The following is an 18300-nucleotide window of genomic DNA, read 5'->3' as shown; positions in this document are numbered from 1 at the left end:
GCCGATGAAAACAAAAAGCATGCGTTTCGCTGTCGCCGGTCTGGCCCTCAGTTGCTTCAGCGTTTTTTCCGCGCAGGCGGCCGAGCCCAAGGAGCTGTTCTTCTACAACTGGACCGATTATTACCCGGTCGACCTGCTGGCCAAGTTTGAAAAGGAGACCGGGATCAAGGTCACCATGGACGGCTACGACAGCAACGAAACCCTGCTGGCCAAGTTGCAGGCCGGCGGCGCCGCGTATGACGTGATCGTGCCGTCGCAGTCGATCATGCGCACCTTGATCAAGCAGGATTTGCTGATGGAAATCGACGCACCGACCCTGCCGAACTTCCAGTACGTGAAACCAGCGTTTCGCGACCCGGTGTTCGACCCCGGCCGCAAGTTCTCCGCGCCCTATTTGTGGGGCACCACCGGGTTTTCCTATGACAGCGCACGGGTACCCGGCGGCAAGCTGGACGACTCCTGGAAAGAGTTCTTCGAGCCGCGCAAGGAGCTGCAAGGCCAACTCGCCGCGCTCGATACGTCAAGCAGCGTGATCAACGCCGCCAGCCATTACCTGGGCGTCGACGAATGCAGCGAAAACCCGCAGGACGCCAAGCGCATCCTCGAACTGCTGCAAAAACAGAAACCTTTCCTGAAGATGTACAGCTCGGACAACACCGTCGACCGCATGGCATCGGGTGAAGTGATCATGATGCAGAACTGGAACGGCTCGACCGCTCGCGCCACGTTGCAGAAGAGCACCATCAAATACGTGTACCCGCGCGAAGGCCTGGCGATGTTCCAGGACAACTTCGCTGTCCCTAAAAGCGCACCGCACCCCGGCAACGCGAAAGTCTTCATCGACTGGATGATGAAGCCGGAAAACGCCGCCGCCGTGTCCAATGCCATCGCCTACGCCAACGGCATCCAGAGCGACAAGCTGCTCGACGCCAAATGGAAGGTCATGGACGCCATCAACATGCCCGACGAATTCGCCTCGCGTCTGCGCCCGGAGAAAGAGTGCAGCAACAAAGCGCGTGAGCTGCAGGATCGGGTCTGGTCGAAGCTCAAGGGCTGAAGACCTGGTTTGAGACCGAGGCGCGGCTATCGCGAGCAGGCTCGCTCCCACAGGGTCATGGGGTGTTCAGACATTCCATGATCGACACAAAACCACTGTGGGAGCGAGCCTGCTCGCGATGAGGCCCGCCTTAACACTACAAAATTCGAGGTATGCAATGACCCAACCCCGCTGGCTGCGCAACGTGCGGCCCTACGGCTCACCCGCCGAAGACCTGCTGATCGAAAACGGCCTGTTCAAACAACGCCGCCCGGCCTCGACTGCGGCCCTGACCGCCACCGACATCGATGGCCAGAATCAATTGCTCACCCCGGCACTGGTGGAAAGCCATGTCCACCTCGACAAAACCCTCTGGGGCCAACCCTGGCGCCCGAACAGCGCAGGGCCAACGCTCAAGGATTACATCGCCAACGAGCGCCGCGTGCTGCGGGAAGTCGACGCCCCCATCGCCCAACGCGCCGGAGCACTGCTGGAAAACTGCATCGCCCGTGGTTCGCTGACAATGCGTTGCCACGTCGACATCGATCCTGAGTTCGGCCTGCGCCACGTCGAAGCCATGCAGCAACTGCGCGAAACCTATCGCGACCTGATCGATCTGCAACTGGTGGTGTTTCCGCAAACCGGCCTGATCAGCCGCCCCGGCACTGCCGAACTGATGCGTGAAGCCATGGCCTTGGGCGTGGAAAACGTCGGGGGACTCGACCCGTGTGGCATCGACAACGATCCGGTCGCGCAACTTGATTTTGTCTTCAAGCTGGCCAGCGAATTCGAGCGTGGCGTCGACATTCACCTGCATGACAAAGGTGAACTGGGCCTGTGGCAAATCTCGCTGATCGCCGACTACACCGAACGATTCGGGTGTCAGGGTCGGGTAATGATCAGTCACGCCTATTGCCTGGGGATGTTGCCGTGGAGTCAGGTCAAACCGGTGGCTGAACGCCTGGCGGCGCTGCGGATTTCGCTGATGAGCTCGGCGCCGGCCGATTGCGCGGTGCCGCCATTCCTGGCGTTGCGCGAGACCGGCGTCAATGTGTGCCTGGGTTCGGATGGCATTCGTGATGCCTGGTCGCCGATGGGCAATGGCGACATGCTCGAACGGGCGATGTTGCTGGCGTTGCGCTTCGATCTGAACAAAGACGATGAACTGGCCGCTGCATTCGAGGCCGCGACGGTCAATGGCGCACGAGCGCTGGGTTGTGAAGGTTATGGGCTGGAGATCGGTCGGACGGCGGACTTCCTGCTGATGCCGGTGCAGACTCTGGGCGAAGCCGTGGTTTCACGCCCTGTGCGGGAGGTCTATCGCGGCGGTGAGTTGATTGCCTCTGGCGGTCGTTTGCTGGACAGCCGTCTGTGAAACGCATCGGCCTTAAAAGCAGCTGCGTGGTCGGTTTCGACGGCGCGCAACATGTGCTGTGGCGCGACGGCGAAGTGGTGTTCGAAGGGTCACGCATCGTGTTTGTCGGGCGTGATTATGCCGGGCCGGTGGATCAGTGGATCGACTACGGCAACGCGTTGATCGGCCCGGGTTTCATCGATCTGGATGCGCTGGGGGATCTTGATTCCACGGTGCTGACGCTCGACAACGGCGATGAACGCGACATGGGCCGAATGTGGTCCGAGGAGTCTCTGGCAGCCGGTCCACGGGAGAGTTACACCGAGGCTGAAGAAGTTTTCAAATACCGCTACGCCTTCACTCAGTTGATCCGCAATGGCATCACCACGGCCATGCCGATCACCTCGATGTATTACCGCGAGTGGGCCGAGACTTACGCCGAATTTTCGGCAGTGGCAGGTGTGGCCGCCGAATTGGGGCTGCGGACTTACCTCGGCCCTTGCTACATGAGCGGCATGAGTTATTGGCGGGCCGATGGCACCTTGGGGCATCACTGGGATGAAGCGCGGGGATTGGCCGGGCTTGAGGCTGCTTGCGGTTTTTTCAAGGATTTCGACGGTGCCCACGGCGACTTGATTCGCGGCGCGCTGTTGCCCGACCGGATTCAAACCTGCACCCCGGCACTGCTGCAACGCACCGCCGCTCTGAGCCGCGAACTGAACGCACCGATGCGTTTGCATTGCTGCCAGGGGCTGGGCGAAGTGGCGATGGTCGAGCAACTGCGCGGCGCTTCACCGCTGGGCTGGTTGCAGCAAATGGACCTGCTGACGCCGCGCAGTCTGCTGCCCCATGGCATCTACACCGCGGGCGATGAAGACGTGCAGCGGGTGGTGGATGGCGGCGCCAGCCTGGTGCATTGCCCGGTGGTGTTTGCTCGCGATGGTGAGGCGCTGAATTCGTTTGGCCGCTATCGGGCCAAAGGCATCAACTTCGCCCTCGGCACCGACACCTGGCCGGCGGATCTGCTGGAAAACATGCGCCAGGGTTTGAACATCGCTCGGTTGATGGAGGGCGGCACCTCGTTGACCAGCACCCTGGATATGTACAACGCCGCCACCCTCGGCGGCGCCAAGGCCTTGGGCCGCGACGACCTCGGTCGTCTGGCGCCTGGGGCCAAGGCCGATATCACCGTGTTCACTCTTCGCGGTCTGCACCTGGGGCCGTTGTTCGATCCGCTGAAAAACCTGGTGCTGGCCGGGCGCGGCGACGACTGCATCGCCAGCTACATCGACGGCCGTTGTGTGATGCAGGACGGCCAGGTCCAGGGCGTCGACTACCCCGCGCTGCAACGCCAGGCCCAACGACAATTCGAAAAACTGATGCGCAGCCACAGCGACCGGGCCTTCGGCCAACCGGACTGGAAAACCCTGTTCAAACCGGCCATCCCGTTCGCCGACGACTACAGCGCACACGCGCCGCTGAGCGCAATCGATCCCCTTCTTTAGAGATGTCTGCCTATGCAAAGCTTCGACTTCAGCACACTGAGTGCGCGAGATAAATACAAGATCCTGATCGGCAGCGTGGTGCCACGCCCCATCGCGCTGGTCACCACGATTGATGGCGAAGGCCGGATCAATGCCGCGCCGTTCAGCTTTTTCAATGCGCTGTCCGCAGACCCGCCGATCCTCGCGCTGGGCGTGGAAAACTACGGCGATCAAAGCCCCAAGGACACCACGCGCAACATCCAGCTCAACCAGGAATTCACCGTCAATATCGTCAGCGACGCGCTGGTGGAGGCAATGAATGTCTGCGCCGTGCCCTTCGCGCCTGGCTTCGATGAGTTGACGGCGGCCGGGCTGACGGCGATTCCCGGCACCACGGTCAAATGCCCGCGCATTGGTGAAGCGCCGGTGGCGCTGGAATGCCGACGCATGATGGCGCTGTCCATCGGCCAGTCGCGGGAGATTATCTTCGGGGAAGTGTTGATGGCCCATGTGCGCGACGAATTGATCGACCCGAAAACCCTGTATATCGATCAACTGGGGCTGGATGCGATCGGGCGCATGGGTGGCCATGGTTATGCGCGAACCCGCGATTATTTTGATTTGCCGACGCGTTCGTTGCAGGCGTGGACGGAAGCGCCTGGGGGTGGGGAGCGGTTTTGGCCGGACATCAAATAGAGCCCCTCAGTCTCAGCTAAGTCTGGCGACGTATCTTCTCCCTCTACGCAAGTTCAGCGCAGATCAGGAGAGGCTACCCGCCCATGAATTTCGATAAAGCCGGATGGCTCAACAAAGTGCCCGAGGTGACGCTGTCATTTTGGGTGATCAAGATTCTTTCGACGACGGTGGGTGAAACCGGCGCGGACTTTCTGGCCGTGGATGCCGGTTTTGGCGCAGGTTTGACGAGCATCGGCATGGCCGTGCTGCTGGCGCTCGCGTTGTTCTTTCAACTGCGTACCAAGGCCTATACACCCTGGATCTACTGGTTGACCGTAGTGCTGGTCAGCATCGTCGGGACGCAGATCACCGACATTATGACCGACATGCTCGACATCAGCCTGTACACCAGCACGGCGGTCTTTGCCGTTCTGCTGGCGGTCAACTTTCTGGTCTGGTATCGGGCGGAGCACAACCTGTCGATCCGCGAGATCGTCACCCCGCGCCGGGAGCTTTTCTACTGGGCCACGGTGCTGTGTACCTTTGCCCTCGGGACGGCAGCGGGCGATCTGGCCACCGAAGCCCTGGGCCTGGGCTTCACCCTTGGCGTGATGATTTTCGGTGCGCTTATCGCCGCGACGCTGGTGGCTTGGCGCCTGGGCGGCAACGTGGTGCTGACCTTTTGGCTGGCCTACATCCTGACCCGTCCATTTGGTGCTTCACTCGGCGATTTGCTGACCCAGGCTAAAACCTATGGTGGCCTGGGCATGGGAGCGACCTGGACGAGCGCCATCTTCCTGTGCGTCATTTTTCTTTTGGTCGCGGTTGCGCAATTCAACGTGGTCAACCGCCGAACCGTCACTCAGTAACCCTTCAAAACCCCTTTAAGGATTTGTCATGCGTCCCTTTCAAAATGCCCTTCGCCACGTCGCCATCGTTTCATCGATCGTGTTACTCAGCGTCACCGCTGGTTGCTCGAAACCTGCCGACAAGCCCGGAGCAGCCACGCCGGCCACTTCGGTAAGCGCCTCTGCCCAGACCGGTTCAAAGCTGGGTGATTTGTCTGAGTTCCGTGCCATCGCCGCGGATGTCGCCGCGCTGGTCGATAAAAACGACCTGCCCGGGGCGAAAACCCGCATCAAGGATCTGGAAACGTCTTGGGACTCCGCCGAAGCCGGCATCAAACCCCGCGCCGCCAGTGACTGGCATGTGCTGGACAAAGCCATCGACCGGGCACTCGACGCCCTGCGCGCCAGCACGCCGAAGCAGAGCGATTGCAAGGCATCGATGGATGATCTGTTGAAAGCCTTCGATTCGATGAAAGGCAAACAGTGACCCACAACCCGCCGGGTTAATCCGGTGGCGGACAAACATCGGCTCAGGTGCTTCAATACAGGCGCGACGGTCATGACCGTCGCGCTTTTTTTCGGAGCCGTATATGCGAATCCTGCTGGTTGAAGATGACTCAATGATTGGCGATGCCATCCAGGGCGCGCTGAACGATGCGAGCTACGCCACCGATTGGGTCAAAAACGGACTCATCGCCCTGGCGGCGCTGGAAACCCATGTCTATGACCTGGTGTTGCTGGATCTCGGATTGCCCGGCAAAGACGGGCTCGATGTGCTCGATGGCATACGCGGGCGCAACAATCCGGTGCCGCTACTGATCATTACCGCCAGGGACAGTCTTGATGATCGCCTGCGCGGGCTCGACGGCGGTGCTGACGATTACTTGCTCAAACCCTTCGCCATGGCGGAGCTGCTAGCCCGTATCCGCGCGGTCTTGCGCCGTAAAGGCGGCAGCGCTCATTCACGGCTCGATAACGGCGTGGTGTCGCTGGACCTTCTCTCCAAACAAGCCAGCACCGCCGACATCCCCGACATTCAGCTTTCCAACCGTGAGTTCGCTTTGCTACAGGCCCTGTTGATCCGGCCGGGCACCATTCTCTCGCGCAGCGAACTTGAAGAGCGGATCTACGGCTGGGGCAATGAGGTGGAAAGCAACGCCGTGGAATTTCTGATACATGCTCTGCGGCGAAAACTGGGAAACCACATCATCAAGAATGTCAGGGGTATGGGATGGATGGTTTCAAAGAACGCTTGAATGACTCGGTGCAGGTCCGTTTGTCTGTAACGCTGTCGCTGGCCATCCTGATCGTCGCGGCATTGGCTGGTTTTTTCGCTTTTTTCTCTGCGATCAACGAGACACACGAAATGCAGGACGAGACCCTGCGCCAAGTGGCCATTCTTTTTGATCGGCAAAGGATGACCTTGCACTACCCTGTGGCGGAGCAAGTGGCCGGCGACGATGAAGAGTCCCGGGTGATCGTCCAATACCTGGCCGACAGCACCAAAGCGAGCGGCAGTGATGACGCCACAACGCCGCTGCCCTTCCCGACTGGCCTGGGCGATGGCTTCTCGACGTTGAGCGTTGCCGGTGAAAATTTCCGCGTACTGGTGAGAACAACGGCCAGTGGCGAACGCATCGTTGTCGCTCAAGAAGCAGACGTGCGCGAAAAAGAGGCGCGAAAGAGCGCTTGGCGAAGTCTTTTGCCGTTTCTCATTCTGTTTCCGGTGCTGTTGCTGGTGGTGAGCGATCTGGTGCGCAAACTCTTCCGTCCCATTGCGACCCTTTCGGAGGAAATCGATCAGCGCGACGAGCAGGCGCTGCACCCTATCGACGAGAACCACCTGCCAACCGAGATCCGGCCTTTCGTGGTAGCCATCAATCGATTGTTGACGCGTGTCGCGCAATCCATGGAAACCCAGCGCCGCTTCATTGCCGATGCAGCCCACGAACTGCGTTCGCCGATGACCGCCCTGTCGCTACAAGCCGAGCGACTGTCGGCCATAGAAATGTCGGCAGCGGCCCATCAACGTTTGTTGCCATTGACCCAGGGCATTGAACGCAGCAGAAAATTGATCGATCAACTGCTGGCCCTGGCGAGCGCACAATCGAGTGCCGAGCGATCACAGGCATCCGTTTCAGTGCATGACATCTATCGTCGGGTACTGGAAGACTTGCTGCCGCTGGCGGAGCGCCGACACATCGATATTGGTGTCGAAAGCTTCGAAGACGTGCAGGTCGTGGGCAACGAAATGGACCTCCTGATCCTGGTCAGGAATCTGGTGGACAACGCGATCCGTTATACCCCGGTGGGCGGGCGAGTTGATCTGGCGGTCGAAATGGCGGGTGAATCCGTGGTCCTTGAAGTCAAGGACTCGGGCCCGGGGATCAGCGCAGAAGAACAACTGTTGGTGTTCGATCCGTTTTACCGCAGTCTGGGAACCGATGAATCAGGCTCCGGGCTGGGTCTTGCGATCGTCAAAGCCATCGCTGACCGTATGGGAGCACACCTGCGATTGAGTTTTTCAGATGAAAAAAACAGGAGCGGATTGTGTGTTTCGGTCAGGTTGAAAAGAGCCAGGTAATACGCTGAAGCCGTGTTGCTCCGCGCCTTGCCGAGCGCGGACGGGCCAACGCCAGCAAACTCCCTTGCCACGGGAGCTTGCTAGAATCGACGGGTATCAGTCGGTGCCGTATTTCGGCGAACGCGGCCCGTACAGCAACCCTGCGGGTTGACCTGCCGACAACAGCCGCGCACTGGTCACACCGGCAATCGGGTAACCGGCATCGGTGGAACTGTTGATCACCTGCTTGACCGCCGCGGTAATCAGCGCACCAATCAAACCACCGCCGCTGTTGTTGTTGCCCTCTTCGCTCGACGCCCGGGCCGAGCCGGTCCACAGGGTGGTGCCGGTCTTGAGGTCAACCAGTTTCGCGGTGGCGGTCACCACGGTTTCGCTGCTGATGATCAAGTAGCGCGTACCGTAATCCGTCACGGTGATGTAGAGCGCCGCATCGGCACCGAAGATTTCCTGCAGTTTGTTGGCCGGTGCCTGATGGATATCTGCCGGCGTGGTCAGACCGTTCTGGCGAAATGTCTCATCGACCAGCGTGATCGGCAGCACGTAATAACCGGCTTCAGCCAACGGGAACGTAACTTGCGACAGCATGCTGTAGGACGCCTTGACGTCCGGTGAGTTGTTCAGCGGCGGCAGCACCAGAATGGTTTTCGGACGGGCCTGCTTGTACGCCGCATAGTCCACGGTCTTGGGGCTGACGCAACCGCCAAGCAGTGCCAGAGCCAGCAGCCCGGCCATCATTTTCACTGAGCGCGCGATCATTGAGTCACTCCGGCCTTGGCGTTTTTAAGCAGAAAGTCCATGTACGGCGTCGACTCGGGGAACAGCGTTTTCTCGGTCCTGAATTGCTGCACCATCTGATCGTCCTTGCCCATGCTCAGGTACAACAGGCCCAAGTGAGCGTGGTAGCCAGGGGGCGGCGTCTTGCCGGTGGAGCGGATCTTCTGCAGATCGCGTTCCAGCGCTTCGGCCTGCGCTTCCTTGGGTTGTTCACCCTTGAAGTACTCATAAACCTCAGGCTGATAGCTTTCCCACTGGTAAAGAGTTTTCGGGCTGCTGCAACCGGCCAACAGACCGCTGGCCAGTAATGTCGACGCCATCAGCGCCCATTTCGCATACATCTTGAACATGCGTGTACCACTCCTTGTCATCAAACCTTGATCAGTTGCCCGGTTTCCATGCACCGGCGTTCATGCCATCCACCAGACGATTGATCGCCTCGCGCATGGCCAGGTCGAGCACTTTGCCGTTGAGGGTCGAATCGTAGGCAGCGGTGCCGCCGAAGCCGATGATTTCCCGGTTGGACAACGCGTATTCGCCCGCACCCTGGGTCGAATACACCACTTCGGAAGTGCTGATATTGACGATGTTCAGGTTGACCTTGGCGTAGGCCACCTGGGTTTTGCCGCGCCCGAGAATGCCGAACAACTGGTGATCGCCGGTCTCTTTGCGGCCGAACTCGGTGACGTCGCCGGTCACCACAAAATCAGCACCCTTGAGTCGCTGGGACTGGCCCTTGATCGCGGCCTCCTGCTGGATCTCGCCCATGTTGTCGCGGTCCAGCACGCTGAAGCGATTGGTCTGCTGCAGGTGAGTGATCAGGATGGTCTTGGCCTGACCGCCGAGGCGATCCACGCCATCGGAGAAGATCCCGCGCATGTAGCTCGAACGGTTATCGAACTTGCCGACAGCCATCGGCACACGAACGCCGGCATACGCCACGCTGGCGCTTTCGACTTTGGCAATCGGCAAGGCTTGCGAGCTTTCGGTCGCACAGCCGGTCATGCTGCCCAACAGGGCAATCGCTGCCGCCGATACCAACATTCGAGAGATCATTCTCACTGCACATTCCTTTTGAAAAAACGGTTAATCCCGGCGCGACAATAGCCAGCCGCTGCGAGTGACAGCGGCGAAAAAAGCGAGGGGAATCGAATCGATAATCGACGTGCGGGACGTCGACGGACGGCATTATGCCAAAGTGCCATCATCGAAGACAGCGTTTAATTGTTTATTGGCGCCAACGTATTGGCCGCACCATGATCGGTCCCATGCTCCGCGTGGGAACGATCATCAGCGTGGAGATCAGCGGAAATCGCGGCTGCGCACGCTGATGCCGTCGAGCAAAGGACTCAGGTCGCTCAAGCGCCCGGCGATCAGGTGGCGCACCTCGCCTTCCTTTTCCCAGCGGCCATCGACCTTGAGCAGTTGCGAGCCGACCAGCACCTTGCGCTGCCGTTCTGCCAGGTCACGCCAGACAATGACGTTGACGTTGCCAAATTCATCTTCAAGGGTGACGAACGTCACGCCGCTGGCGGTGCCCGGCCGTTGTCGCCCGGTGACCAGGCCGGCGACGCTGACCGGGCGGCCATGCTCGACGTCCATCAACTCTTTCGAACTGCGGCAACGCCGGGCTTTTAATTCACCGCGCAGCAAGGCCAGCGGATGCGGGCCGAGGGTGGTGCCGACACTGTTGTAATCGGCCAACAGGTCCTCGCCCACGGTGGGTTTGGGCAGCGACACCGCGTCCTCTTCCTGACTCGGCAGACCGGCGAACAAGCCCAGTTGCTTGTGCACCCCCGCCACTTCCCAGCGCGCCCGATGGCGGTCACCGGCCAGGCCTCGCAGCGCACCGGCATCGGCCAGTTGCTCCTGGGCGCGCGCATCGAGCTGCGCCCGCTCGCCCAGGTCGGCGATGTCGACAAATATTCCTTTCACCCTCGCCGCTTCGATGCGTCGGGCATCGTCCTCGCGAAAGCCCTTGATCATCCGCAGCCCCATGCGAATCGCTGGCTGCTCGCCACTGATCGGCTCCAGGCTGCAATCCCAGTCACTGGCGCGCACGTCCACCGGGCGGATCTGCAAATGATGCCGGCGCGCGTCCTGCAGGATCTGGTCCGGGCTGTAGAACCCCATCGGCCAGCTGTTGATCAGCGCACAGGCGAAGGCCGCCGGTTCGTGGCATTTGAGCCAGCAACTGGCGTAGGTCAACAAGGCGAAGCTGGCGGCGTGGGATTCAGGAAAACCGTAGCTGCCGAAGCCTTTGATCTGTTCGAAGATCTGCGCGGCAAACTCGGCCGTGTAGCCGTTTTTTTTCATGCCGGCGGCCAGGCGGTCCTTGTGCGGCTCCAATCCACCGTGACGCTTCCACGCCGCCATGGAGCGGCGTAACTGATCGGCCTCGCCGGGGCTGTAGTCGGCGGCGACGATGGCAATCTGCATCACCTGTTCCTGGAACAGCGGCACACCCAAGGTGCGCTTGAGCACGACTTCCAGGGCTGGAGACGGGTAAACCTCGGGCTCTTGCTTGTTTCGCCGGCGCAGGTACGGATGCACCATTCCGCCCTGAATCGGCCCCGGGCGGACGATGGCCACCTCGATCACCAGATCGTAAAACGTACGCGGCTTGAGTCTGGGCAGCATCGACATCTGCGCCCGGGACTCGATCTGGAACACGCCGATGGTGTCGGCACGGCCGATCATGTCGTAGGTGTGCGGGTCTTCGGACGGAATCGTCGCCAGGCTCAGGTCGAGATGGCGATGACGGCGCAGCAGATCAAAACAACGGCGAATCGCGCTGAGCATGCCCAGTGCCAGAATATCCACCTTGAGCAGTCCCACCGCGTCCAGATCGTCCTTGTCCCACTGAATGATGGTGCGTTCGGCCATGGCGGCGTTTTCCACCGGCACCAGGCTGTCCAGTGGCTGCTCGGAAATCACGAAACCGCCGGGGTGCTGGGACAGGTGCCGGGGAAAACCGATCAGTTGCCCTGTCAGGCTCAGCACCCGACGCAACACCGGGCTCTCGGGGTCGAAACCGCCCTCGATCAGGCGCTCCACCGGCGGTGTTGCATCACTCCAGTGACCGCAGCAATCGGCCAGCGCATTGATCTGGTCCGGCGGTAACCCCAGGGCCTTGGCCACATCACGCACCGCGCCGGCCGCGTGATACGTACTGACCACCGCCGTCAGCGCCGCGCGGGTTCGGCCATAGCGCTGGAACACGTACTGCAAGACTTCCTCGCGACGTTCGTGTTCGAAATCGACGTCGATGTCCGGCGGCTCGTTGCGCTCTTTGGAGAGAAAACGCTCGAACAGCAGCGTGGTGCGATCCGGATCGATTTCCGTGATGCCCAAGGCAAAACACACCGCCGAGTTGGCCGCTGAACCACGGCCCTGACACAGGATGTGTTGGTCACGGGCAAATCGCACAATGTCATGCACGGTCAGGAAGTAGCTTTCATAGCCCAGCTCGGCGATCAGTTGCAGTTCCTTGTCGATCTGCACCAGCACCTTGGCTTGCGGGCCTTTTGGCCAGCGCCACGCAATCCCCTCTTCGGTCAGATGGCGCAGCCAGGACGTCGCCGTCAGGCCTTGGGGCACCAGTTCGCGGGGATATTGATAACGCAACTGGCTGAGGTCGAACGTGCAGCGCCGGGCGATGGTCAACGTTTCATCAAGCAGCGCCTGCGGATAGATCGATTGCAGGGCTTCAAGGCTGCGCACATGTCGCTCGCCGTTCGGATGCAGCCGCAACCCGGCCTCGGCCACCGGCACGTGATGACGAATCGCGGTCATGGTGTCCTGCAAGGCGCGCCGGCCACGGGTGTGCATGTGCACATCGCCGCTGGCCACCGCCGCAATGCGCAGCTCCCTCGCCAGGGTCAGCAAGGCGTCCAGGCGCCCGCTATCGTCCTGGCCTCGATGCAACTGCACCGCCAGCCACAAGCGCTCGGCGAAAGCCTGTTTCAACCAGTGGCCGCTTGCAAAATCATCGACAGCGTCCGGCACCCACAACGCCAGCAGCCCCGGCATGGCTTCGTTGAAGTCTTCGCGCAGGATCTGATACTGGCCTTTTTGCGTGCGCCGTCGCGCTCGGGTAATCAGCCGACACAGGGTCTGGTAACCCTCGAGGTTCTCCACCAGCAGCACCAGTTTCGGGCCGTCCTCGATGCGCATTTCGCTGCCGATGATCAGCGGCAGCTCCACCGACTTTGCGGCTTGCCAGGCGCGGACGATGCCGGCCAGGGTGCATTCATCAGTGATCGCCAGCGCCTGATAGTCGTGCTTTTTTGCCCGTTGAAACAGTTCCAGGGCACTGGAAGCACCGCGCTGGAAACTGAAGTTCGACAGGCAGTGCAACTCGGCATATCCGATGCTCATGCGAACCAGCCTTGCAGCCACAGCGGACCGCCCTCACCCACCGCACGATAGGCCCAGCCCTGCTGGCCGGAACGGGTTTCGACCAGGTAGTAGTCGCGACGCACATCATCGCCGTCCCACCAGCCGGATTCGATGCGCTCCGGTCCCATGAGAATGCGCGCCGATCCTTCATGGATCGCCAGTGGCTGCGTCAGCAACCAGCCCGGACGCTGCACACCCGCCAACCCCGCACAGAGCTGATTGTCGACCCGCGCCTGCCAGGCGCACTCGGGCCGGTGGTCAGCCTGGAAACGCAAGCCATGCACCGCGTCATCCCCGAGCCGCGCGCGCAAGCGTTCGCGCAGTTGTTCCCAGGGCAAGGACTGCTGCGGACGGTCGTCGAACAGTTCCTGGCGCTGCGGGACGAAGCTTGGCAGGTCCTCGGCGCGCAGCCGAAAGCCGCGTACCGGCGCTTCGACTTGAACCTGCTCCAGTCGCCCACGGGCCAGTTCGAAGAGCATCGCCGGGTCACGCTCGGCGCTGAGCAGGCCGACCTTGATCACCGTGTCCGGCAAGCCTGCGTGTTCAAGGTGCAGGTCGAACCGCTGCACGCCGCTGTCCCGGCCGCACAGAAACGCCGACAGATCACCGGTCAAGCGTCTTAACGGAAACAGCAGCGCCTGATGCGATTGCACGTCGAAGTTGAGTTCGATGCGTACATCGAAGCGGTCCGGCGGCAGGTAGAACGCCAGCGCCAGCCGACGTTCACCGGACAAGGCGTCCAGGTGCTTGAGCACCTGAGCCTCGAACCGCCGCGCCAAGCTATGACGCGGCAACGCTTGCACCTGGCCCAGGGTGCGCAGCCCCATGCGCGACAACGCCGTGGCTACCGCTGGTTCCAGAGCGATCCGGTCGACCGGCAACTGCCCGAGATGGTGTTGCAAGGCCTCGTTGTCCGGCACCACCAGACCGTCATAAACGTTGGCCAATACCCGCGCAGCCACCGGGTTGGGCGCGGCGACGATCCGATGACGAAAGCCCAGCTCGCCGAGTTCGGTGCGCAACCGCGCCTCGAACTGCGGCCAGGGCCCGAACAGTCCCATGCTGGATTCGATTTCAAACACCACGGCACGCGGGTAGTGGACGCTGACCTGCGAGCTGAAACGATAAGCCCATGCCGCCAGAAACTGTTGCCAGTGCTCGATCTCGGCGACGTCGTATTCAGCCGTGGCAAAGGCTTTGCTCAAGGCTTGCGCGGCGGTCATCGACTGCCCCGCACGCAAGCCCATGGCCCGCGCCGAAGCGTTCACCGCTTGCAGCACCCGACGCTGGGCCGGGCCGGTCAGCAGCGCCAATGGCTCATCAGGATCGGGACGCTGACGCAGCACCGCGTCCAGCGCCAATTGCGGAAAAAGAATGCACACCCAGCGCATGGCAACCTCAATGCCCCACGGGGAAGGCAATCGGTGCCGAACGCGCCAATCCGCCCCGGCACTTGAGCACGCGCAATTGCGCGGGCCTGGCATCGATGGCGATGCGCAGCGCGGCCGGTGACGGGTTGATCGCTTCATGGATCGAGCGGTAAGCGAACGCCAGGGTCGAACCGGTTTCCGCCGCCACCTGCAAGCGCCGCAACGCCCTGTCATCAGCCTTGTGCGGCCAGCACAGCACCGCGCCGCAACTGCCTGAACGCAGGCATTGCTCCGCCGCCCACAGGGCATCGCGCTCGCTGGCCTGGATGATCGACAACTGGCGCAGATCGACCCCGGCGTTCTGCCAGGCCTGCGGATACGGTACGTAAGGCGGCGCCACCAGCACGATGCGTTCCCCGGCCGCCGACAGCCGCGCCAGCGCTGGCCACACCAGTTGCAGCTCGCCAACGCCCTGCCCGGCCAGGAGGATTTCGGTCAGCGCCGCTTCCGGCCATCCGCCGGTGGGCAACGCCGCGTCCAGCGCGGCATGCCCGGTGGGTTGCGGGCTGACCGCCGGTGGCGCAGGCCGGCCCTTCCAGACCTGGCCGCCATTGAACAGCGTATCCAACGCAACGACGGCGCCCATCACCCTTGCCTCACCAGACCGCAGAACACCCCTTCGATGGCCAGGTCCTGATCAGCCTCGACGATGATCGGCTTGTAGGCCGGGTTGCGTGGCAGCAACCGGACCTCGTCGCCACTTCGCTCGAAACGCTTGATGGTGACTTCGCCGTCGAGGCGCGCCACGACGATCTGGCCGTTGAGCGCCTCGGGATTGCGGTGCACTCCCACCAGATCACCATCGAGAATGCCGTCCTCGATCATCGAGTCGCCCTGCACCCGCAACATGTAATCGGGCACCCGCGAGAAAATCGACGGGTCCAGCAGCAAGCGACTGTGGACCTCGGCATCGGCACCGATCGGTGCACCCGCCGCCACCCGACCGAGAACCGGGACGTCCAGCAACTCGGGCCGCGCGGGCTGCCCGAGCAAACGGATGCCCCGGGCCTGATGCGCATTGACCTCGATAAACCCGGCCTCGGTCAGCGCCAGCACATGCTTGCGCGCCACGCTGCGAGAGGCAAAACCGAACGCCTCGCTGATTTCAGCGAGGCTGGGGGACTGACCGTGCTCCGCGATTCGATCACGGATAAAGGTCAGGATGGCGGTACGGCGCGGAGTTAAAGTCGTCATGGAGTACATTTGTACTCTTTCGGCTTTTTCCTGACAAGGACTTGTCTGCAGGAACTGACGAACGAGGCCCGAATGACATCGACACAAGCGAGCCTGCTCGCGATGATACCGCCCAAGCAAAAGATGCTCGGGCTTATCGCCGCCGAAACAAAGGCCTGGGCTCAATCACTGAGCGCCCATACAACACGCTCATCCCTGCCAACCCCTTCAGCGCGTCCTCAGCGGATTTGTCCTCGCGCACGGCAAAACTGTCGAAACCGCATTGGCGCATATGGCTGAGTTGATCGCGCAATACATCGCCCACCGCGCGCAATTCGCCGGCCCAGCCCAGGCGTGTGCGCAGCAAGTACGCCTGACTGTAGCCGCGACCGTCACGAAAACTCGGAAAATCCAGAGCGATCAAGGGCAGCTGCTCAAACCACGGCTTGAGGTTTTCCACCTCATCGTCAGGCCCGAGCCATACCGCTTGGTGCCCGGGATTCTTCAACCAGCGGGCCAGCGGCAGGATCACTGAACCGACGGGCAACTCACCCTCCAGCTCACGGATCAACCCCCACGGATCGTCAGCGACAATCCGCGCCACACCGTCCTCCAGTCGCAGCAGATTGTTCATGCCGTCACCTCCAGCAGCTTGGGATAAACCTGCTCCTTGAAGGGCTCAAGACCGATGCGCTGCAAGGTGTCGACGAACAGTTCTTCGCTCTCGCGGTAACTGACAAACGTGGCGATGAGGCGCTCGATGACTTCGGGTACTTCGGCAGCGCTGAAAGACGGACCGATGACCTTGCCCAGTGCGCTGTTCTTGCCCTGGCTACCGCCGAGGGTGATCTGGTACCACTCGCTGCCGTTTTTATCGACGCCCAGGATGCCGATGTTGCCGATGTGGTGGTGGCCGCAGGCGTTCATGCAGCCGGAGATGTTCAGGCTGATATCCCCCAGGTCATGCAGGTAATCGAGATCGTCGAAGCGCGCCTGGATCGCTTGAGCAATCGGGATCGATTTGGCGTTGGCCAGTGCGCAGAAGTCGCCGCCGGGGCAGGCGATGATGTCGGTCAGCAAACCAATGTTGGCGCAGCCCAACCCCTGTTCGCAGGCCAGGCACCACAGCGTGTAGAGATCGGCCTTAGGCACATCCGGCAGCACGATATTCTGCTCGTGGGCGATGCGAATTTCGCCGAAACCGAACTGCTCCGACCACTCGGCCACGGCTTGCATCTGCTCGGTGGTGACGTCTCCCGGCGGCGAGGCAATGCCCGGTTTGGTCGACAGCACCACGCTGGTGTAACCCGCGACCTTGTGCGGCTGGACATTGCGAGAGACCCAGCGGGCGAACGCCGGGTTGTCGGCCAGCCGGGTGCCGAATTCCAGGTCGGTATCAGACAGCGAACGGTAGTCGGGCGCCACGAAGGCACTGGCGACACGCTCATATTCGGCATCGGTCAATTGCGCCGGACCGTCCTTGAGGTACTGCCATTCCTCTTCCACTTCCTTGGCGAAGGCGTCAATGCCCAGAGCCTTGACCAGAATCTTGATCCGCGCCTTGTACTTGTTGTCGCGCCGACCGTGGCGGTTGTAGACCCGCAGCACCGCCTCGACATAGGACAGCAAATGCTGCCACGGCAAACCCTCGCGAATCTGCAAACCAAGGATCGGCGTGCGCCCCAACCCACCGCCCACGATGACCCGCAGCAACATTTGCCCGCGGTCGTCGCGATAAAGATACAGGCCGATGTCATGCATCATGATCGCCGCGCGGTCCTGCTCCGCCGAGCAGATGGCGATCTTGAACTTGCGCGGAAGGAACAGGAACTCGGGGTTGATGGTCGACCACTGGCGCAGGATTTCCGCCAGCGGACGCGGGTCCATCAGCTCGTCCGCCGCCACCCCGGCAAAGGCTTCGGTGGTGATGTTGCGCACGCAATTGCCAGAAGTCTGGATCGCGTGCATCTCGACCTGCGCCAGGCGTTCGAGAATGTCCGGCACCTGAGCCAGTTCGATCCAGTTGAACTGCATGTTCTGCCGGGTGGTGAAGTGGCCATAACCGCGATCGTAGTCGCGGGCGATGCTCGCCAGCGTGCGCATCTGCCCGGCATTGAGCGTGCCGTAAGGAATCGCCACGCGCAGCATGTAGGCGTGTTTTTGCATGTACAGGCCGTTCTGCAAACGCAATGGCAGGAATTCTTCTTCGCTCAACTCGCCGGCCATGAAACGTTCGACCTGATCGCGAAACTGCGCAACCCGCTCGAAGACCAGGGCCCGGTCATAGTCGTCGTACTGATACATGTGGCTACCTCATCAGGGTGGATCGGCTCTGCGGCCGATACTGGTCAACACACAAGTCCCTGTGGGAGTGAGCCTGCTCGCGATGGCGGAAGGTCAGCCAACCAAGATGTTGAATGCCAGACCGCTATCGCGAGCAGGCTCACTCCTACAGGTTTTGTGTTGTGGCCCATTTGTAGGGGGACTATGGACCTGCGGCGCAGCGCGTTACAGATTCACCTGAGCGCTAAAAAACCGTAT

The 18300-nt window shown here is 61.4% G+C and carries 17 protein-coding genes; 8 read left to right on the top strand and 9 right to left on the bottom strand.

The window, feature by feature from the left end; translation table 11 throughout:
* Nucleotides 1-4: 4 nt before the first annotated feature.
* From ACM6I0_RS08860 to ACM6I0_RS08825, 8 genes are all read left to right on the top strand, one after another.
* Nucleotides 5-1057: an extracellular solute-binding protein gene (locus ACM6I0_RS08860; protein ID WP_414922530.1), complete on the top strand. Its 1053-nt coding sequence runs from the start codon at nucleotides 5-7 to the stop codon at nucleotides 1055-1057.
* Nucleotides 1058-1214: 157 nt separating this feature from the next.
* Nucleotides 1215-2411, top strand: coding sequence for an amidohydrolase family protein (locus tag ACM6I0_RS08855; protein ID WP_414922041.1), 1197 nt, complete (start codon nucleotides 1215-1217; stop codon nucleotides 2409-2411).
* Nucleotides 2408-3895, top strand: coding sequence for an amidohydrolase family protein (locus tag ACM6I0_RS08850; protein WP_414922040.1), 1488 nt, complete (start codon nucleotides 2408-2410; stop codon nucleotides 3893-3895). The genes ACM6I0_RS08855 and ACM6I0_RS08850 overlap by 4 nt, the downstream gene beginning before the upstream one ends.
* A 12-nt stretch (nucleotides 3896-3907) precedes the next feature.
* Nucleotides 3908-4570, top strand: a complete 663-nt coding sequence (locus ACM6I0_RS08845) for a flavin reductase family protein (protein WP_285434491.1) — start codon at nucleotides 3908-3910, stop codon at nucleotides 4568-4570.
* 83 nt (nucleotides 4571-4653) lie between these two features.
* Nucleotides 4654-5418, top strand: a complete 765-nt coding sequence (locus tag ACM6I0_RS08840; protein ID WP_285434489.1) for a hypothetical protein — start codon at nucleotides 4654-4656, stop codon at nucleotides 5416-5418.
* A gap of 28 nt (nucleotides 5419-5446) precedes the next feature.
* The gene (locus ACM6I0_RS08835; protein ID WP_414922039.1) at nucleotides 5447-5884 is read left to right on the top strand and encodes a hypothetical protein; all 438 of its coding nucleotides are present in this window, start codon (nucleotides 5447-5449) and stop codon (nucleotides 5882-5884) included.
* 103 nt (nucleotides 5885-5987) lie between these two features.
* Nucleotides 5988-6653, top strand: coding sequence for a response regulator (locus ACM6I0_RS08830; protein ID WP_285434486.1), 666 nt, complete (start codon nucleotides 5988-5990; stop codon nucleotides 6651-6653).
* Nucleotides 6629-7981: an ATP-binding protein gene (locus ACM6I0_RS08825; RefSeq protein WP_285434485.1), complete on the top strand. Its 1353-nt coding sequence runs from the start codon at nucleotides 6629-6631 to the stop codon at nucleotides 7979-7981. The genes ACM6I0_RS08830 and ACM6I0_RS08825 overlap by 25 nt, the downstream gene beginning before the upstream one ends.
* Before the next feature lie 96 nt (nucleotides 7982-8077).
* Here ACM6I0_RS08825 and ACM6I0_RS08820 read toward each other — a convergent pair whose 3' ends face one another.
* From ACM6I0_RS08820 to ACM6I0_RS08780, 9 genes are all read right to left on the bottom strand, one after another.
* Nucleotides 8078-8737: a DUF799 domain-containing protein gene (locus ACM6I0_RS08820; RefSeq protein WP_414922038.1), complete on the bottom strand. Its 660-nt coding sequence runs from the start codon at nucleotides 8735-8737 to the stop codon at nucleotides 8078-8080.
* Nucleotides 8734-9105 carry a DUF4810 domain-containing protein gene (locus ACM6I0_RS08815; protein ID WP_285434484.1) on the bottom strand — a complete coding sequence of 124 codons (372 nt, stop codon included), beginning with the start codon at nucleotides 9103-9105 and terminating at the stop codon, nucleotides 8734-8736. The genes ACM6I0_RS08820 and ACM6I0_RS08815 overlap by 4 nt, the downstream gene beginning before the upstream one ends.
* Nucleotides 9106-9136: 31 nt before the next feature.
* Nucleotides 9137-9811: a CsgG/HfaB family protein gene (locus ACM6I0_RS08810; protein WP_285434523.1), complete on the bottom strand. Its 675-nt coding sequence runs from the start codon at nucleotides 9809-9811 to the stop codon at nucleotides 9137-9139.
* Between the two features lie 246 nt (nucleotides 9812-10057).
* Nucleotides 10058-13135 (bottom strand): error-prone DNA polymerase, encoded by a 3078-nt coding sequence (locus tag ACM6I0_RS08805; RefSeq protein WP_414922037.1) that lies wholly within the window; start codon nucleotides 13133-13135, stop codon nucleotides 10058-10060.
* Nucleotides 13132-14547, bottom strand: a complete 1416-nt coding sequence (locus ACM6I0_RS08800) for a Y-family DNA polymerase (protein ID WP_414922036.1) — start codon at nucleotides 14545-14547, stop codon at nucleotides 13132-13134. Before ACM6I0_RS08800 ends, ACM6I0_RS08805 begins: the two co-directional genes overlap by 4 nt.
* Nucleotides 14548-14554: 7 nt before the next feature.
* Entirely contained in the window at nucleotides 14555-15172 is a 618-nt protein-coding gene (gene imuA, locus ACM6I0_RS08795; RefSeq protein ID WP_090183365.1) for a translesion DNA synthesis-associated protein ImuA, read from the bottom strand.
* A complete protein-coding gene (lexA, locus tag ACM6I0_RS08790; protein WP_259155116.1) occupies nucleotides 15172-15789 on the bottom strand; it encodes a transcriptional repressor LexA in 618 nt (205 codons plus the stop codon). The genes imuA and lexA overlap by 1 nt, the downstream gene beginning before the upstream one ends.
* A gap of 124 nt (nucleotides 15790-15913) precedes the next feature.
* Nucleotides 15914-16393 carry a DUF934 domain-containing protein gene (locus ACM6I0_RS08785; protein WP_285434479.1) on the bottom strand — a complete coding sequence of 160 codons (480 nt, stop codon included), beginning with the start codon at nucleotides 16391-16393 and terminating at the stop codon, nucleotides 15914-15916.
* Nucleotides 16390-18063: a nitrite/sulfite reductase gene (locus ACM6I0_RS08780; protein WP_414922035.1), complete on the bottom strand. Its 1674-nt coding sequence runs from the start codon at nucleotides 18061-18063 to the stop codon at nucleotides 16390-16392. Before ACM6I0_RS08780 ends, ACM6I0_RS08785 begins: the two co-directional genes overlap by 4 nt.
* Nucleotides 18064-18300: the final 237 nt, after the last annotated feature.

The sequence above is a fragment of the Pseudomonas sp. IT-P294 genome, from assembly GCF_949767865.1.
Classification (GTDB): Bacteria; Pseudomonadota; Gammaproteobacteria; order Pseudomonadales; family Pseudomonadaceae; genus Aquipseudomonas.
The sequence above is the reverse complement of the archived record's forward strand: the minus strand, read 5'-3'. Positions and strand labels throughout refer to the sequence as shown.

Excerpts from the sequence above, each read along its gene's own strand:
- ACM6I0_RS08860 (WP_414922530.1), top strand. The coding sequence starts at position 5 with ATGAAAACAAAAAGCATGCGTTTCGCTGTCGCCGGTCTGGCCCTCAGT.
- ACM6I0_RS08855 (WP_414922041.1), top strand. The coding sequence starts at position 1,215 with ATGACCCAACCCCGCTGGCTGCGCAACGTGCGGCCCTACGGCTCACCC.
- ACM6I0_RS08845 (WP_285434491.1), top strand. The coding sequence starts at position 3,908 with ATGCAAAGCTTCGACTTCAGCACACTGAGTGCGCGAGATAAATACAAG.
- ACM6I0_RS08840 (WP_285434489.1), top strand. The coding sequence starts at position 4,654 with ATGAATTTCGATAAAGCCGGATGGCTCAACAAAGTGCCCGAGGTGACG.
- ACM6I0_RS08835 (WP_414922039.1), top strand. The coding sequence starts at position 5,447 with ATGCGTCCCTTTCAAAATGCCCTTCGCCACGTCGCCATCGTTTCATCG.
- ACM6I0_RS08830 (WP_285434486.1), top strand. The coding sequence starts at position 5,988 with ATGCGAATCCTGCTGGTTGAAGATGACTCAATGATTGGCGATGCCATC.
- ACM6I0_RS08825 (WP_285434485.1), top strand. The coding sequence starts at position 6,629 with ATGGATGGTTTCAAAGAACGCTTGAATGACTCGGTGCAGGTCCGTTTG.
- ACM6I0_RS08820 (WP_414922038.1), bottom strand. The coding sequence starts at position 8,737 with ATGATCGCGCGCTCAGTGAAAATGATGGCCGGGCTGCTGGCTCTGGCA.
- ACM6I0_RS08815 (WP_285434484.1), bottom strand. The coding sequence starts at position 9,105 with ATGTTCAAGATGTATGCGAAATGGGCGCTGATGGCGTCGACATTACTG.
- ACM6I0_RS08810 (WP_285434523.1), bottom strand. The coding sequence starts at position 9,811 with ATGATCTCTCGAATGTTGGTATCGGCGGCAGCGATTGCCCTGTTGGGC.
- ACM6I0_RS08805 (WP_414922037.1), bottom strand. The coding sequence starts at position 13,135 with ATGAGCATCGGATATGCCGAGTTGCACTGCCTGTCGAACTTCAGTTTC.
- ACM6I0_RS08800 (WP_414922036.1), bottom strand. The coding sequence starts at position 14,547 with ATGCGCTGGGTGTGCATTCTTTTTCCGCAATTGGCGCTGGACGCGGTG.
- imuA (WP_090183365.1), bottom strand. The coding sequence starts at position 15,172 with ATGGGCGCCGTCGTTGCGTTGGATACGCTGTTCAATGGCGGCCAGGTC.
- lexA (WP_259155116.1), bottom strand. The coding sequence starts at position 15,789 with ATGTACTCCATGACGACTTTAACTCCGCGCCGTACCGCCATCCTGACC.
- ACM6I0_RS08785 (WP_285434479.1), bottom strand. The coding sequence starts at position 16,393 with ATGAACAATCTGCTGCGACTGGAGGACGGTGTGGCGCGGATTGTCGCT.
- ACM6I0_RS08780 (WP_414922035.1), bottom strand. The coding sequence starts at position 18,063 with ATGTATCAGTACGACGACTATGACCGGGCCCTGGTCTTCGAGCGGGTT.